At 74.3% G+C, this 13,807-nt stretch carries 12 protein-coding genes; 5 read left to right on the top strand and 7 right to left on the bottom strand.

Going from position 1 to position 13,807, the window contains the following annotated elements; translation table 11 throughout:
* Positions 1 to 20: 20 nt before the first annotated feature.
* On the bottom strand, positions 21 to 1,805 hold the full coding sequence (locus H9657_RS01990; protein WP_191779768.1) for an ABC transporter ATP-binding protein: 1,785 nt from the start codon (positions 1,803 to 1,805) through the stop codon (positions 21 to 23).
* Entirely contained in the window at positions 1,802 to 3,787 is a 1,986-nt protein-coding gene (locus H9657_RS19480) for an ABC transporter ATP-binding protein (protein WP_191779766.1), read from the bottom strand. Before H9657_RS19480 ends, H9657_RS01990 begins: the two co-directional genes overlap by 4 nt.
* A gap of 279 nt (positions 3,788 to 4,066) precedes the next feature.
* Here H9657_RS19480 and H9657_RS01980 point away from each other — a divergent pair, with 279 nt between their 5' ends.
* The gene (locus H9657_RS01980) at positions 4,067 to 4,438 is read left to right on the top strand and encodes a helix-turn-helix domain-containing protein (protein ID WP_191779764.1); all 372 of its coding nucleotides are present in this window, start codon (positions 4,067 to 4,069) and stop codon (positions 4,436 to 4,438) included.
* 16 nt (positions 4,439 to 4,454) lie between these two features.
* On the opposite strand, the gene H9657_RS01975 is transcribed toward H9657_RS01980, so the two are convergent.
* Both H9657_RS01975 and H9657_RS01970 read right to left on the bottom strand, forming a co-directional pair.
* Positions 4,455 to 5,048, bottom strand: a complete 594-nt coding sequence (locus H9657_RS01975; protein ID WP_191779761.1) for a ClpP family protease — start codon at positions 5,046 to 5,048, stop codon at positions 4,455 to 4,457.
* The gene (locus H9657_RS01970; RefSeq protein ID WP_191779760.1) at positions 5,045 to 5,671 is read right to left on the bottom strand and encodes a ClpP family protease; all 627 of its coding nucleotides are present in this window, start codon (positions 5,669 to 5,671) and stop codon (positions 5,045 to 5,047) included. Before H9657_RS01970 ends, H9657_RS01975 begins: the two co-directional genes overlap by 4 nt.
* 121 nt (positions 5,672 to 5,792) lie before the next feature.
* Between H9657_RS01970 and H9657_RS01965 the strand changes: the two genes are divergently transcribed.
* A complete protein-coding gene (locus H9657_RS01965) occupies positions 5,793 to 6,599 on the top strand; it encodes an alpha/beta fold hydrolase (RefSeq protein WP_191779758.1) in 807 nt (268 codons plus the stop codon).
* A gap of 16 nt (positions 6,600 to 6,615) precedes the next feature.
* Here H9657_RS01965 and H9657_RS01960 read toward each other — a convergent pair whose 3' ends face one another.
* The 3 genes from H9657_RS01960 to H9657_RS01950 form a co-directional block, all read right to left on the bottom strand.
* Positions 6,616 to 7,380, bottom strand: coding sequence for a metallophosphoesterase family protein (locus H9657_RS01960; protein WP_191779755.1), 765 nt, complete (start codon positions 7,378 to 7,380; stop codon positions 6,616 to 6,618).
* A gap of 40 nt (positions 7,381 to 7,420) precedes the next feature.
* Positions 7,421 to 8,068, bottom strand: coding sequence for an alpha/beta fold hydrolase (locus H9657_RS01955; RefSeq protein ID WP_191779753.1), 648 nt, complete (start codon positions 8,066 to 8,068; stop codon positions 7,421 to 7,423).
* A 188-nt stretch (positions 8,069 to 8,256) separates the two neighbouring features.
* Complete coding sequence (locus tag H9657_RS01950; RefSeq protein WP_191779751.1) at positions 8,257 to 9,066, bottom strand: fructosamine kinase family protein; 810 nt, start codon at positions 9,064 to 9,066, stop codon at positions 8,257 to 8,259.
* A gap of 107 nt (positions 9,067 to 9,173) precedes the next feature.
* On the opposite strand from H9657_RS01950, the gene ald reads away from it, so the two are divergent.
* The 3 genes from ald to H9657_RS01935 are packed head-to-tail and all read left to right on the top strand — an operon-like array spanning position 9,174 to position 13,781.
* Positions 9,174 to 10,322: an alanine dehydrogenase gene (gene ald / locus H9657_RS01945; protein ID WP_191779749.1), complete on the top strand. Its 1,149-nt coding sequence runs from the start codon at positions 9,174 to 9,176 to the stop codon at positions 10,320 to 10,322.
* A gap of 40 nt (positions 10,323 to 10,362) precedes the next feature.
* On the top strand, positions 10,363 to 12,456 hold the full coding sequence (locus tag H9657_RS01940) for a M3 family metallopeptidase (protein ID WP_404813127.1): 2,094 nt from the start codon (positions 10,363 to 10,365) through the stop codon (positions 12,454 to 12,456).
* A complete protein-coding gene (locus tag H9657_RS01935; protein WP_191779745.1) occupies positions 12,453 to 13,781 on the top strand; it encodes a M20/M25/M40 family metallo-hydrolase in 1,329 nt (442 codons plus the stop codon). Before H9657_RS01940 ends, H9657_RS01935 begins: the two co-directional genes overlap by 4 nt.
* Positions 13,782 to 13,807 lie beyond the last annotated feature (26 nt).

The following is a 13,807-nucleotide window of genomic DNA, read 5'->3' as shown; positions in this document are numbered from 1 at the left end:
AGGTCAGGAGAGGTGACGGCTCAGGAGTAGGCGGCGGCCTGCAGGCCGTACAGCTCGGCGTACAGGCCGCCGCGCTGCAGCAGCGACGCGTGGTCCCCGTGGTCCACGACGCGGCCCTGCGACAGCACGACGATCGTGTCGGCCATCTGGACCGTCGAGAACCGGTGGGACACCAGCACGGTGACGGCGCCGGTCTCGCGGCCCACGCGGACGGCGTTCTGGGCGTACCTGTCGAACAGGTCGTGCTCCGCCTCGGCGTCGAGGGCCGACGCGGGCTCGTCGAGCACGAGCAGCAGGGGAGACGTGCGCATCATCGCGCGGCTGATGGCCAGCTTCTGCCACTGCCCGCCGGACAGCTCGCTGCCGTCCGTCCACGTGCGGCCCAGCTGGGTGTCGAGACCGTCGGCGAGCCCGTCGACGACCTGCTCCGCGCGGGCCCGGTCGAGGGCGTCCGCGACCGCCGCGTCGTCGTCGGTCCGGGCGAGGTCGCCCAGGCCCACGCAGTGGCGCGCGAGGACCTCGAACCGGACGAAGTCCTGGAACCCGGCCGCCACGCGCGCCCGCCACTCCTGCGGCGACACCTGCGCCAGGTCGACCCCGTCGACGACGATGCGTCCGCCCGTCGTCTCGTAGAACCGGCACAGCAGGTTCACCAGGGTCGACTTGCCCGCGCCGTTCTCACCGACGAGCGCGACCGTGCTGCCGGCGGGGAGGTGCACCGTGACGTCGCTCAGGATCTCCCGTGCGGTCCCCGGGTACGCGAAGCTCACGTGCTCGAGGTCGATGCCGTGCCGCAGCGCGGGCGGCGGGGGTGTGGTGGCGACCGCACCGGGCGGCTCGGCGACGGCCTCGCGGAGCCAGCGCAGCCGCGTCATGCCCTGCGCCATCCGCTGCAGGCGGCGGAACAGGTCGAGTGCCGAGTTCACCTGCTGGCTGACCTGGGCGGCGAGGACGATGACGAGTACGACGTCGCCGACCGTCCCGCGTCCGCTGATGGTCTGGCGCAGCACCAGCAGGACCCCGCCGACGTACGCCGCCCCGAAGGCGAGCTGCCCCAGGGCGGTGATCGCCGCCGCGCGTCGCTCGGCCGTCCACAGCGTGGTGCCGATCGCGTCCCACAGGTCGGCGTGCCGGCGGCGGACCTCACCCTGCAGCCGGCACAGCCGCAGCTCCTTCGCGGGCGCCGCCGTGGTGGCGAGCTCGAACAGCTCGGACGCGGCACGGGTCTGCGCGGCGCCCCGCTCCTTGGCGCGGTTGAGGATGACCTGGGCGCGTTGACCGGCCACGACGGGCAGGACGGCGGCCACGGGCAGCAGCAGCAGCCACGGGCTCACGAAGAGCAGGACGACGCCCGTGAGCAGGGCGGACGTGGCGAGCGCGACGAGAGACATCAGGCCCAGGATCCCGTCGTGGAACTCGCCCACGCCCTTCTGCATCACGGTCATGCGCTCGGTGAACTCGTGGTCCTCGTGGTGACGCAGGCTCGTCGAGGCGTTCGCGAGGTCGATCAGCTCCGACTCGAGGGTGATCGTCGCCAGCTCGGCGGACTCGGCGTAGGGGATGTACGCGAAGTGCTGCAGCATCATCACGCCGATGGTGCACAGCGCGATCAGCACGCCCGCCTGGGTGGCACGCGCGGCGTCGTGCGCGGCCGCCGCGTCGATGCCGGCTCGCAGTGCGAGGGCGAGCGCGGGCCACGTCGCGCCCCCGGCGACCATGAGCGACACGGCCACGAGCATCTTGCGGCGGTCCGTGCGGACCACCAGGGCGAGCATCTCGAGCACGCTGCGGACGGCCGACGTCATCGTGATCCCTCCGGGGCGTTGTCGAGGTCGGCACCGACCTCGGCTGCTGCGAGGTTCGTGCCGACGTCGGCGAGGTCGGCGTCGAGCTCGGTGTCCTGCGAGGCGTCGTCCACCTCGAGGCCGGCGGCGAACCGGCGGGCCTGCAGGTGGAACAGCCGTGCGTAGGTGGTCGGTGAGGCGATGAGCGACTCGTGCGTGCCGTCCTCCAGCACGCGGCCGTCGTCGATCACGACGATGCGGTCGGCGTGCCGCACGCTGGAGAACCGGTGCGAGATCAGGAGGGTCGTGACGCCGCGCGTCAGCCGTGTGAACTCTGCGAAGAAGGCGGCCTCCGCGCGGACGTCGAGCGCCGCGGTCGGCTCGTCGAGGACGAGCACACGCGCGCCCTGGGCGACCGCGAAGAGCGCGCGTGCGATCGCCACCCGCTGCCACTGCCCGCCCGAGAGCTCGGCGCCGTCCGCCTGGTGCCGGCCCAGCGGGGTCTCCAGGCCGGAACCCAGGGCCTCGAGGGTGGGCAGGATGCCCGCGTCGTGCGCCGCGGTGCGCACGGCGTGGGCCTGGTCGCGGTGCTCCACGGCACCCAGCGCGATGTTGTCGTAGGCGGAGAAGGGGTACCGGTTGAAGTCCTGGAAGATGACGCCGACCTGTCGTCGCCACGCGTCGACGGGTAGGTCGCGCAGGTCGGTCCCGTCGATCAGGACGGCCCCCTCCGTGGGGTCGTACAGACGCGTGAGGAGCTTGACGAGCGTCGTCTTGCCCGCGCCGTTCACGCCCACGACGGCTGTGCACTCGCCGGCGCGCAGCTCGAGGTCGAGACCGTCGAGGACCGGCCGGGAGGCGTTCGGGTACCGGAACGTGACGTCCGCCAGCCGGATGCCGCGGACGGGGAGGTCGGCGGTCGGGACGGCCGCCGTGCCGTGCGACGCGACGTCGTCCCGTGCGAGGTCCGCGACCCGACGCTCGAAGGACGTCAGCGCACGGGCGGAGATCATGCCGAACTGCGTGGGCGCGTCGGCCTCGTGGTAGAACTCGCCGAGCATGGTCGCCGCCACGACCGCCTGCAGGGTCAGGACCAGGGCCGTGAGGTCCAGGTCGCCTGCAGCCGCGGCACGGAGCACGGCGACGAGCACGAGTGAGCCCAGGACGATCCCCAGGGCGGTGAACAACAGGAAGTTGCGTCCGCTGACGCGGCGCCGCTCCTCCCAGATCGGGGTGATGCTGTCGAGCGCCCGACGTTCGTAACGGCCCTTGGCCCACCCCGCGAGCCCGAAGACGCGCATCTCCTTGGCCGCCGCCGCGCTCATGCCGAGGGTCCGGAAGTAGTCGGCCTCGCGGCGGGCGTCCGTGCGCTCGGTCCAGCGGCGCGTGTAGATGCGGATCCCACCGCGCTGGCCGAAGCGGAAGGCCATGGTGACGACCAGCATCGCGCCGGCGGCCCACCAGGTGAACGAGACGCCGATCAGGGCGAGGAACCCGGCGAGCCGGCTGTACCGCACGACGAGCGCGAACAGCCCCGCGATCGCGTCGCCGGGCGTCCGGTTGGCCTTCGCCAGACCCTCGGACGCCCGGAGCAGGTCGCTCAGCGACTCCTGCTCCTCCAGGGGTGCGATGCCCGCGCTGCGCAGCGACGCCGCCATGAGGCGGTCGTGGAACGTGCCGTCGACGCGGTGCCGGAGGCGCTGCCCGAGCGAGACCGAGACGGGCGTCAGCACCTGCTGCAGCAGGAACGTGGCCCCGGTCAGGGCGAACGCCACCATGAGCTCACGTGCCGCGGGCGAGCCGGTGCCGTCCCGGACGGCCGCCGGCACGCGCCCCACCACGACGCTGGTCCCCACGACGAAGGCGACGGGCAGGAGCCCGACGACCACGTTGAGGGCGACGACGCCGGTCGTCAGGCCCCGGGGCAGGTCGCGCAGCTGGGAGAACAGGAAGAGTCGCGGCTCGACGGCCTCCGACCAGTACGTCGACAGTCGTGGCCTCACGCCGGTCCCCTCGTCGCCCCCTGGCAGGCGCCGGACGTCGAGCGTGCACGACGAGCCCCGAACGGCGAGGCGGTTTCGACACCTGTGCCCGACATGTCCGTCGGTGCAGGTAGGCGAGTCTCGTGGGAGCGTTCGACGGATGTCAACACGTTCGGCGCCCGTCAGGTCGACCGCGTCGAGACCACCCGGGGCGCCTCGACGTCCCCACGACCTGGGCGGCCGTTCTGCCGTGAGCGGATCGCGGGTCCGCTGGTCCGCGGGCGTCGATAGGTTCGCGTCATGGAGCGCGACGTCGTCCCCCTCGTCCTGGCCCGCGCGCCGTCCGCGTGGCGGCGCACCATCGGCGCGCTGCTGCGCGCCGCCCGCGAGGACCGCGGCCTGCGGCTCGTCGACGTCGCCGTCCGCGCGCGACTGTCGCCGCAGTACCTCTCTGAGGTCGAGCGGGGCCTCAAGGAGCCGTCGTCGGAGGTCCTCGCGGCGATCACGGCGGCTCTCGGGCTGACGCTGGTGGACCTCGCCCAGGGCATCGTCGACGCGCTCGACGCGCTCGACGCGCCCGTCCGGCGGGGCGCCGTGCTGTCCCTGACGTCCGGGAGCGCGCCGCGTCGCGCGGCGCCGGCGCCCCGCGCGACGACACTGCTCGCGGCCTGACACGGGACCGGGACCCTCACCGCGGGCGGACCGACACGACCTGGTCCGCGAGGCCGTAGGCCACCGCCTCCGTGGCCGTGAGCACGAGGTCGCGGTCCGTGTCGCGCCGCAGCGTCGCGGCGTCCTTGCCGGTGTGCCGGGACAGCACCTCCTCGAGCTCGGCGCGCACCCGCACGACCTCGTCCGCCGCCAGGATGAGGTCCGGGATCGTGCCCTGGCCGCGCGTCGACGGCTGGTGCAGCACGACACGCCCGTGCGCGAGGATCGACCGGCGTCCCGCGGCGCCGCCCGCGAGCAGCACCGCCGCGTCGGCGGCCGCCTGGCCGACGCACGTGGTCTCGACGTCGGGCCGCACGTACTGCATCGCGTCGTACACCGCGAGCATGGCCGACGTGGAGCCGCCGGGGGAGTTGACGTACAGCTGGATCGGCAGGTCCGGGTTCTCGGACTCCAGGTGCAGCAGCTGGGCGACCAGCACGTTCGCCACCTGGTCGTCGATCGGGGTGCCGAGGTACACGATCCGCTCGGACAGCAGCCGGCTGAACACGTCGACCGTGCGCTCCACGTTGCCGCGACGTTCGACGACGTTCGGCACCAGGTACCCGCTCATGCGTCCACCCCCGCGACCCCGATGCCGACGACGCCGCGGCGGCCTGCCGGTCGCACGTCGGCCACGTCGCCGGCGATCGCGTCGACGAACCCGTAGGCGATCGCCTCGTCCGCCGTGAACCACCGGTCGCGCAGCGAGTCCTCCCGCACGCGCTCGACGCTCTGCCCGGTGTGCTGCGCGACGAGCCCCAGCACGGTGTCGCGCGTGTGCCGCAGGTCGTCGGCCTGCAGCTCGACGTCGACGGCGGTACCGCCGATGCCCGCCGAGCCCTGGTGCAGCAGCACGCGTGCGTGCGGCATCGCGAACCGCTTGCCGGGCGTACCCGCCGAGAGCAGGAACTGACCGGCGCTCGCGGCCATGCCGACCGCGACGGTCCGCACGTCGTTCGGGATCAGGCGCATGACGTCGTGGATCGCCAGCATCGCGGGCACCGACCCGCCGGGTGAGCTGATCCACAGCGTCACGTCGGCGTGCGGGTCCTCGGTGGACAGCAGGAGGAGCTGGGCCGCCAGGCGGTGGCCCGTCTCCTCGTCGAGCGCCGTGCTCAGCACGACGATGCGCTCGTGGGCGAGCCGTGCCAGCAGCTCGTCGTCGTAGGGCCGCAGGGGCGTCGGGGTGCTCATGGGTCCACCCTGCGCCGCCGACCGCACGCGGGGTCGGCGGCGCTGCTCACGGCGGATCCGCCCTCGGCAGCGCGGCCCGCCGTCGGGTGCACGGCATGCCCACGGCCTAGGCTCGTGCCCCGTGAGCAGCAGCGCGTCCGGCACCCTGACCAGCACGACCGTGGGCGACGCGGGTGCGCCCGTCGTCTTCCTGCACGGCTTGTTCGGGCAGGGGCGCAACTTCACGCAGATCGCCAAGGGCCTGCTCCCGGAGTACCGCTCGCTGCTCGTGGACCTGCCCAACCACGGCCGGTCGGCCTGGACCGACCGGTTCGACTACGCGTCGACCGCGGACCTCGTCGCGGACCACCTGCGCGCCGGGTTCGCGGCCGACGGACCGGTCCACGTGGTCGGGCACTCCATGGGCGGCAAGGTCGCGATGCTCCTCGCGCTGCGCCACCCCGACCTCGTCGAGCGGCTGGTCGTCGCGGACATCGCGCCGGCGTCGGGCGGCTCCCAGGGGGAGTTCGCGCACCTGCTCGACAGCCTCGCGGCGATCGACCTGACGACGGTGACGCGGCGCGGCGAGGCGGACGAGCAGCTCGCCGCACGCGTCGACGACGCGCGCGTGCGCGGGTTCCTCCTGCAGAACCTGCGCGCCGCCGACGGCGGCTTCCGGTGGCAGGCCAACCTCGACCTGCTGCGGCGCGACCTCCCCGAGATCGGCGGCTTCCCGGACGTCGGCGACGCCGTCTTCGACCACCCCGTGCTGTGGGTGGCGGGCGACCGGTCCGACTACGTGCGCCCCGAGCACGGGCCGGCGATGCGGCGCCTGTTCCCCCGCACGACGCTCGTCACGCTCAAGGGCGCGGGGCACTGGGTGCACTCCGAACAGCCGGAGGCGTTCGTCTCGGTGCTGCGGACCTTCCTCGCTGCCGACGACCGCTGAGGTCCGCCGGCGGACGTCACACGTCGTCCGCGCGCAGACCCCGTTCCGCGTGCAGACCGCGGTAGACGGCCGTCCGCAGCTCGATCGCGTAGGCCTCGCGCTGCGGCATGCGCAGGTCGCGCGCCACGGCGATCTCCGCCTCCACGTCGTAGGGCACGCGCACGACCTGGAGCGCGAAGGGTGCGGTGGCGTCACCGCCCGGCTCGCCCTCGAGGACCACGTACGACGCGGTCGGCTCGTCGAGCGGGTTGCCGACGCTGCCGACGTTGAACAGCGTGCGTCCCTCGAACGTCTCGACGTAGGCGTCGTGGACGTCGCCGTAGCCGACCATCGTCGGGCTCGGACCGTCGCCCGTCAGCTCCGTCGTGGCGAACATCCCGTCGAACTCCTCGGGCGTGTGGTGGAACCGCACACGCACGTGCACGCTGCGCGCCGAGGCGTGCAGCAGCCGGATCCGCCGCCCGCTGAGCTCCAGGTGGTGCACGAGCGGCAGTCCCAGGAGCCACGCGTGGTCGTCGGGCGTGAGCTCGTCGTACCACCAGGTCAGGGCCTCGTCGCGCACGGTCTCGGGCCGCGGCAGGAAGTCGTCCCAGTTGCCGCGTACGGTCAGTGCGCAGCGCTCGCGGCTGCGCGCGACCGCCGCGGATCCGCGCGGGCCCTTGCCCACCACGTCGCCCAGGTTGAGGACCGTGTCGATGCCGCGCGCGTCGACGTCCCGCAGCACGGCGTCGAAGGCCGTCATGTTGCCGTGGACGTCGGACAGGACCGCGATGCGCTCCATCCCGTGCTCCTTCGCTGGTCCGGTGCGGTCAGGAGACTGGTCAGGCGGTCGAGACGCGGTGGGTCTGCGCGCCGAGCTCGTGCAGGGCGTCGAGCAGGACCCGGTTGAACGCTGCCGGGGCGTGGGAGTTCACGTCGTGCCCGGCGCGCGGCACGACGGTCAGACGGACGCCCGGCAGCGCGCGCAGGTAGCGCCGCTCGTCGAGACGCAGGGGGTCACGCCGGCCGTTGACGACCCACACCGGCAGCAGGAGCCGGCGCAGGTCCCGCAGCGGCGAGTACCCGGCGAGCGCGCCCAGCATGTCGGTGACGACGTGCCACGTCCCCTGCCCGAGACCCAGCCACCGCGCCACCCGCGTCGACGCCCGCCGGTACAGGTGCAGCGGCTTGCCCTTGATCTCGGTCGAGCAGCCCGCCAGGACGACGCCCGCGAGCTTGCCCTCGTGCCGGCTCGCGTACGCCAGGGAGACGTACCCGCCGAGCGAGAGGCCCACCAGCAGCGGGGGCGACGGGCAGGCCTCGACCGCCTCGTCGATCGCCGCGAGGGCGCCGTCGAGCGTGAAGCGCTCGTCGCTGCGGGTGCCGTGGCCCGGCAGGTCGATCGCGAACGTCGGGTGGCCGCCGTGGCGCAGCGCGGCGACCTGGGCGTGCCAGATCTCCGACGAGGTCCGGGTGCCGTGCACGAGCACGATGGGCCTGGAGATGGTCGTCCTCCTCTGCGGCGACGGTGCGTCCCTCCAGGTCTCGGCAGCTGGGCGGCCGACCTGGAGCGACGCGTGAGGTTAACCCGCGCACCTGGGAGCGGCGCGGCGGCTGCGCGACCCCTCACCAAGCCCTCACACGAGCGCACGTCGCGCCCGTGCACGACGGTGGGCGGTCAGGCCGGCGCGACGGCATGCAGCAGCCGTCGGGTGTGCTCGACGTACCCGCCACCGAACAGCAGCGCGTGCACCGCCACCGGGTACAGCTGGTGCAGCCCCACCCGGTGACGCCAGCCGCCGTGCAGCGGGTGCACCTCCTGGTAGCCGTCCAGGACGTCCTGCAGGTGCGGGAGGCCGAACAGCGCGAGCATCGCGAGGTCCGTCTCGCGGTGCCCGCCGTGCGCCGCGGGGTCGATGAGCGTGGCCCCCTCGTCCGTCCACACGACGTTGCCCTGCCACAGGTCGCCGTGGAGGCGTGCCGGGGGGTCGGGGTCGTCCCACCGGCCGTCGTGCAGCAGGTGGCGGAGGCGGTCGAACGCGGCGTCGTCGGCGCGCGTCGTCAGGCCTGCGCCGCGCAGGGCGTCGGCGACGGGCCCGACCCGGCAGTCGGCGAGGAACGCGCCCCATGCGTCGTACCGGCCGGAGCGCATCGGCAGCGGTGCGTCGAGCGGGCCGAACCAGCCGTCGCCGGTCCAGCCGTCGGGCGGGACGCCGAACGCGTCGGCGCCCGCGTCGTGCGTGCGTGCCAGCGCGGCGCCGAACGCGCGGGCCGCGTCCCGCCCCGGAGGCACCGGCCGCAGCCGGACGAGGTCGAGGTGGTCGTCGGCGACCTCCAGCACCTGCACCACGCGGGCACCGCCCGCGGCGGCGAGCCAGCGCAGCCCGGCCGCCTCGCACGCGAAGAACCCGTGCGGTGCGTCGTGCCGGGACTTGCGGTGCACGGGCGCGGCACCCGACGAGCCGGGTGTCGGGCCGGTCGCTGCCATGGCCCGCACGCTACCGAACGCCCGCCCGGCGCCGTACCGTCGAAGGACAGCCACGTCGCACCCCCGGGGACCCACCACCGTCCCCGCCTCCCGACAGGAGCCCCACCATGCAGGTCGGCATCCCGCGCGAGACCAAGAACGGCGAGCACCGCGTGGCACTCACGCCGGCAGGCGCGCAGCACCTCGTCGCCGCCGGCCACGACGTCCTGGTCGAGACGGGTGCCGGCACGGGCTCCGCGATCGAGGACGCGGACTACGCGGCTGCCGGCGCCCGCGTCGTGCCCACGCCGGCCGACGCCTGGGCCGCCGAGCTCGTGTGCAAGGTCAAGGAGCCGGAGCCCGCCGAGCACGCGTACCTGCGCGACGACCTGACCCTGTTCACGTACCTGCACCTCGCCGCCGACCGCGCGACGACCGACGCGCTCCTCGCCGCGGGCACCACCGCGATCGCCTACGAGACCGTGCAGCTCCCCGACGGCTCGCTGCCCCTGCTCGCCCCCATGAGCGAGGTCGCCGGACGCCTGGCCACGCAGGTCGGCGCCTACCACCTCATGCGTCACGCCGGCGGTCGCGGCGTCCTGCTCGGCGGCGTCCCGGGCGTCGACGGCGCGAAGGTCGTCGTCCTCGGCGGTGGCGTCGTGGGCACCCACGCCGCCCAGATCGCCGTCGGCATGCGCGCCGACGTGACCGTGCTCGACCTGTCCCTGCCACGCCTGCGCGAGCTCGACGACCTCTTCGACGGACGCGTGCGCACCCTCGCGTCGTCCGCCTGGGCGATCGAGCGCGAGCTGCTCGACGCCGACCTCGTCGTCGGGGCCGTGCTCCTGCCGGGGGCCCGCGCCCCGCGCCTCGTGAGCGACGAGCTGGTGTCCCGCATGCGGCGCGGCTCGGTCCTCGTCGACGTCGCCGTCGACCAGGGCGGCTGCTTCGAGAGCACGCACGCCACGACCCACGACGACCCCACGTTCCCCGTTCACGGCTCGCTGTTCTACTGCGTCGCCAACATGCCCGGTGCCGTGCCCGTGACCTCGACGCGCGCGCTGACCAACGTGACCCTCCCGTACCTCGCGGCGCTCGCGGGCGACGGCTGGCGGGCCGCCGCCACCGCGGACCCCGCGCTCGCGGCCGGGTTGACCACGCACGCCGGGCAGCTGCTCAACGCCGCCGTCGCGCAGGCGCACGGACGCCCCTGGACGCCCCCGGCCGACGTGCTCACCACGCCCACGGGGACCACCCGCACGAGCGTCACGCGCTGACCGCGACCAGCGGCACGGAGCGCCCCCGCGGGATGTGACGATGGGACCCATGACCTCCGACGCGCTGCCGCTCGCCGCCAGCAACCCCTTCGCCCGTGCGTCCGACCTGCCGTACGGGCTGCCCGACTTCCGTGAGCTGGGCGAGGAGCACTACCTGCCCGCGCTGCTCGCCGGGATGGCCGAGCAGCGCGCCGAGGTCGAGGCGATCGCGACCGACCCGGCCGACCCGACGGTCGAGAACACGCTCGAGGCGCTCGAGCGCTCGGGCCGGCTCCTGCACCGTGCGGCCTCGGCGTTCTACGTCCAGTCGGGTGCCGAGTCGACGCCGGGCCTCCAGGACGTCGAGGAGCAGGTCGCGCCGCTGCTCGCGGAGCACTCGGACGCCATCTGGCTCGACGCGCGCCTGCACGCGCGCGTCGAGGCCCTGGCCGCGCGCGTGGCCGACGACGGCGCCGAGCTCGCCCCCGACACCGCGTGGCTGCTGCACCGCACGCGCACGCGGTTCGCGCGCGCCGGTGTCGGGCTGGGCGAGGCGGACCAGCAGCGGCTGCGCGCGATCAACGCGGAGATCACGACGCTCGACGCGGCGTTCGGGCGGCTGCTGCTCGCGGGTGCCAACGCCGCGGCGGTCCTGGTGACCGACGAGGCGGAGCTGGACGGACTGCCCGACGACGCCCGCGACGCCGCGGCGCAGGCCGCCGCCGCGCGTGGGCACGAGGGTGCGTGGCTGATCGAGCTGCAGCTGCCCACGCAGCAGTCCGTGCTGTCGCTCCTGCGCGACCGCGGCCTGCGGGAGCGGGTCATGACCGCGTCGACCACGCGCGGTGCGACGGGCGACGAGCACGACACGCGGAGCACCCTGCTCGGTCTGGTGCGGCTGCGCGCCGAGCGCGCCCGCCTGCTGGGGTTCGAGCACCACGCCGCCTACGTCGCGGCGGACGCGACGGCCGGTTCGGCGCAGGCCGTCGAGGAGATGCTGACGCGCCTGGCTCCGGCCGCGGTCGCCAACGCGCGCGCCGAGGCCGCCGACCTGGAGCACGCGCTGCAGGCGGACCACCCGGGCGCGTCGCTCGAGCCGTGGGACTGGTCGTACTACGCCGGCCGGGTCCGCCAGGAGCGGCGGGCCCTCGACGAGGCCGAGCTGCGCCCGTACCTCGAGCTCGAGCGCGTGCTCGCCGACGGCGTGTTCCTCGCGGCGAACCGGCTCTACGGGCTGACGTTCGCCGAGCGCCACGACCTCGTCGGCTACCACCCCGACGTGCGCGTGTTCGAGGTGTTCGACGCGGACGGCTCCGGGCTGGGCCTGTTCCTCGGTGACTGGTGGACGCGGCCGGCCAAGCGTGGCGGGGCATGGATGAACTCGCTCGTCGACCAGTCGGCGCTCCTGGGCGAGGCGCCGGTCGTCGTCAACAACCTCAACGTGCCGCAGCCGCCCGCGGGGCAGCCGACGCTGCTCACGTGGGACGAGGTGATCACGCTCTTCCACGAGTTCGGTCACGCGCTGCACGGTCTGCTGTCCGCCGTGCGGTACCCCTCGCAGTCCGGCACCAGCGTGCCGCGCGACTTCGTCGAGTACCCCTCGCAGGTCAACGAGATGTGGGCGCTGCACCCCGAGGTCATCCGCAGCTACGCCGTCCACCACGAGACCGGTGAGCCGATGCCGGAGCAGTGGATCGAGACGCTGATCGCCTCCCAGCAGGACGGGGAGGGGTTCGCCACCACGGAGTACCTCGCGGCCGCGCTGCTGGACCAGGCCTGGTACCGGCTCGCCCCGCAGGACGTGCCGACCGCCCCGGAGCAGGTCGAGGAGTTCGAGGCCCGTGCGCTACGCGACGCGGGCGTCGACCTGCGGACCGTCCCGCCGCGCTACCGCACGACGTACTTCAACCACATCTTCGGCAGCGGCTACTCGGCCGGGTACTACGCGTACATCTGGTCCGAGGTGCTCGACGCGGACACCGTGGACTGGTTCGCCGAGAACGGGGGGCTGCGTCGCGAGAACGGCGACGTCTTCCGTGCGCGGCTGCTCGGCCGCGGCGGGTCCATCGACCCCCTGCAGGCGTTCCGCGACCTGCGGGGCCGCGACCCGCACATCGAGCCGCTGCTGGTGCGCCGCGGTCTGGCGGCACGATGACCGCCGACGTGCGCACCGTCCCGAGCGCCGAGGACGAGGTCGTCGACCTGTGCCGCGACCTCATCCGCATCGACACGACGAACCCCGGCGACGGCAGCGGGCCGGGGGAGCGGGAGGCCGCCGAGTACGTCGTCGGTCTGCTGCAGGACGTCGGGCTCGAGCCCGAGCTGTTCGAGAGCGCACCGGGCCGGGCCAACGTCGTCGTGCGCCTCGAGGGTGCCGACGCGTCGCGTCCCGCGCTCGTCGTGCACGGTCACCTCGACGTCGTCCCCGCGCACGCGGCGGACTGGTCGGTCGACCCGTTCGCGGCCGAGCTGCGCGACGGCCTGGTGTGGGGGCGCGGGGCCGTCGACATGAAGGACATGGACGCCATGGTCCTCGCGGTCGTGCGGCAGATGGTGCGCGAGGGGCGGCGCCCCGCGCGGGACGTGGTGCTCGCGATGTTCGCCGACGAGGAGGCGGGCGGCCGGCTCGGCGCCCACTGGGCCGTGGAGCACCGGCCCGAGCTCTTCGCGGGTGCGACCGAGGCGATCAGCGAGGTCGGCGGCTTCTCGGTCGACGTCGCGGGGCAGCGGGTCTACCTGCTCCAGACCGCGGAGAAGGGGCTCGCGTGGCTGCGGCTCGTCGCGCAGGGGCGGGCGGGGCACGGTAGCCAGGTCAACACCGACAACGCGGTGACGCACCTGGCGGCAGCCGTCGCGCGCATCGGTGAGCACGCGTGGCCGCTGCAGCTGACGCCGACCGTGCGGGCGCTGCTCACGGGCGTCGCCGACCTCACGGGTCTGCCGTTCGACCCCGAGGACCCGGCGACCGTCGACGCCCTGGTCGACGCGCTGGGGCCGGCGTCGACGTTCGTCGGTGCGACGCTGCGGCACTCGACGAACCCGACGCGGCTGGCCGCGGGCTACAAGGAGAACGTCATCCCGGGTGGCGCCACCGCGGCGGTCGACGGGCGCTTCCTGCCCGGGCTCTCCGAGGAGTTCGACGCCACGGTCGCCCGTCTCGTGGGCCCGCACGTGCGGGTCGAGGACCTCGTGCGGGACACCGGTCTCGAGGCGCCCTTCGAGGGTGCGCTCGTCGACGCGATGGTGGCGGCCGTCGTCGCGGAGGACCCGGGCGCCCACGTCCTGCCGTACATGCTCTCGGGCGGCACCGACAACAAGTCGCTGTCGCTCCTGGGCATCACCGGATACGGCTTCGCGCCGCTGCGGCTGCCGGCCGACCTCGACTTCGCGGGCATGTTCCACGGCGTCGACGAGCGGGTGCCGGTCGACGCGCTGCGCTTCGGCACGCGCGTGCTGGACCGGTTGCTGACGACCTGCTGACCGGCGCGCGGCCGCCTCGCGAGGCG

This window comes from Cellulomonas avistercoris, from assembly GCF_014836445.1.
GTDB lineage: Bacteria > Actinomycetota > Actinomycetes > Actinomycetales > Cellulomonadaceae > Cellulomonas > Cellulomonas avistercoris.
The sequence above is the reverse complement of the archived record's forward strand: the minus strand, read 5'-3'. Positions and strand labels throughout refer to the sequence as shown.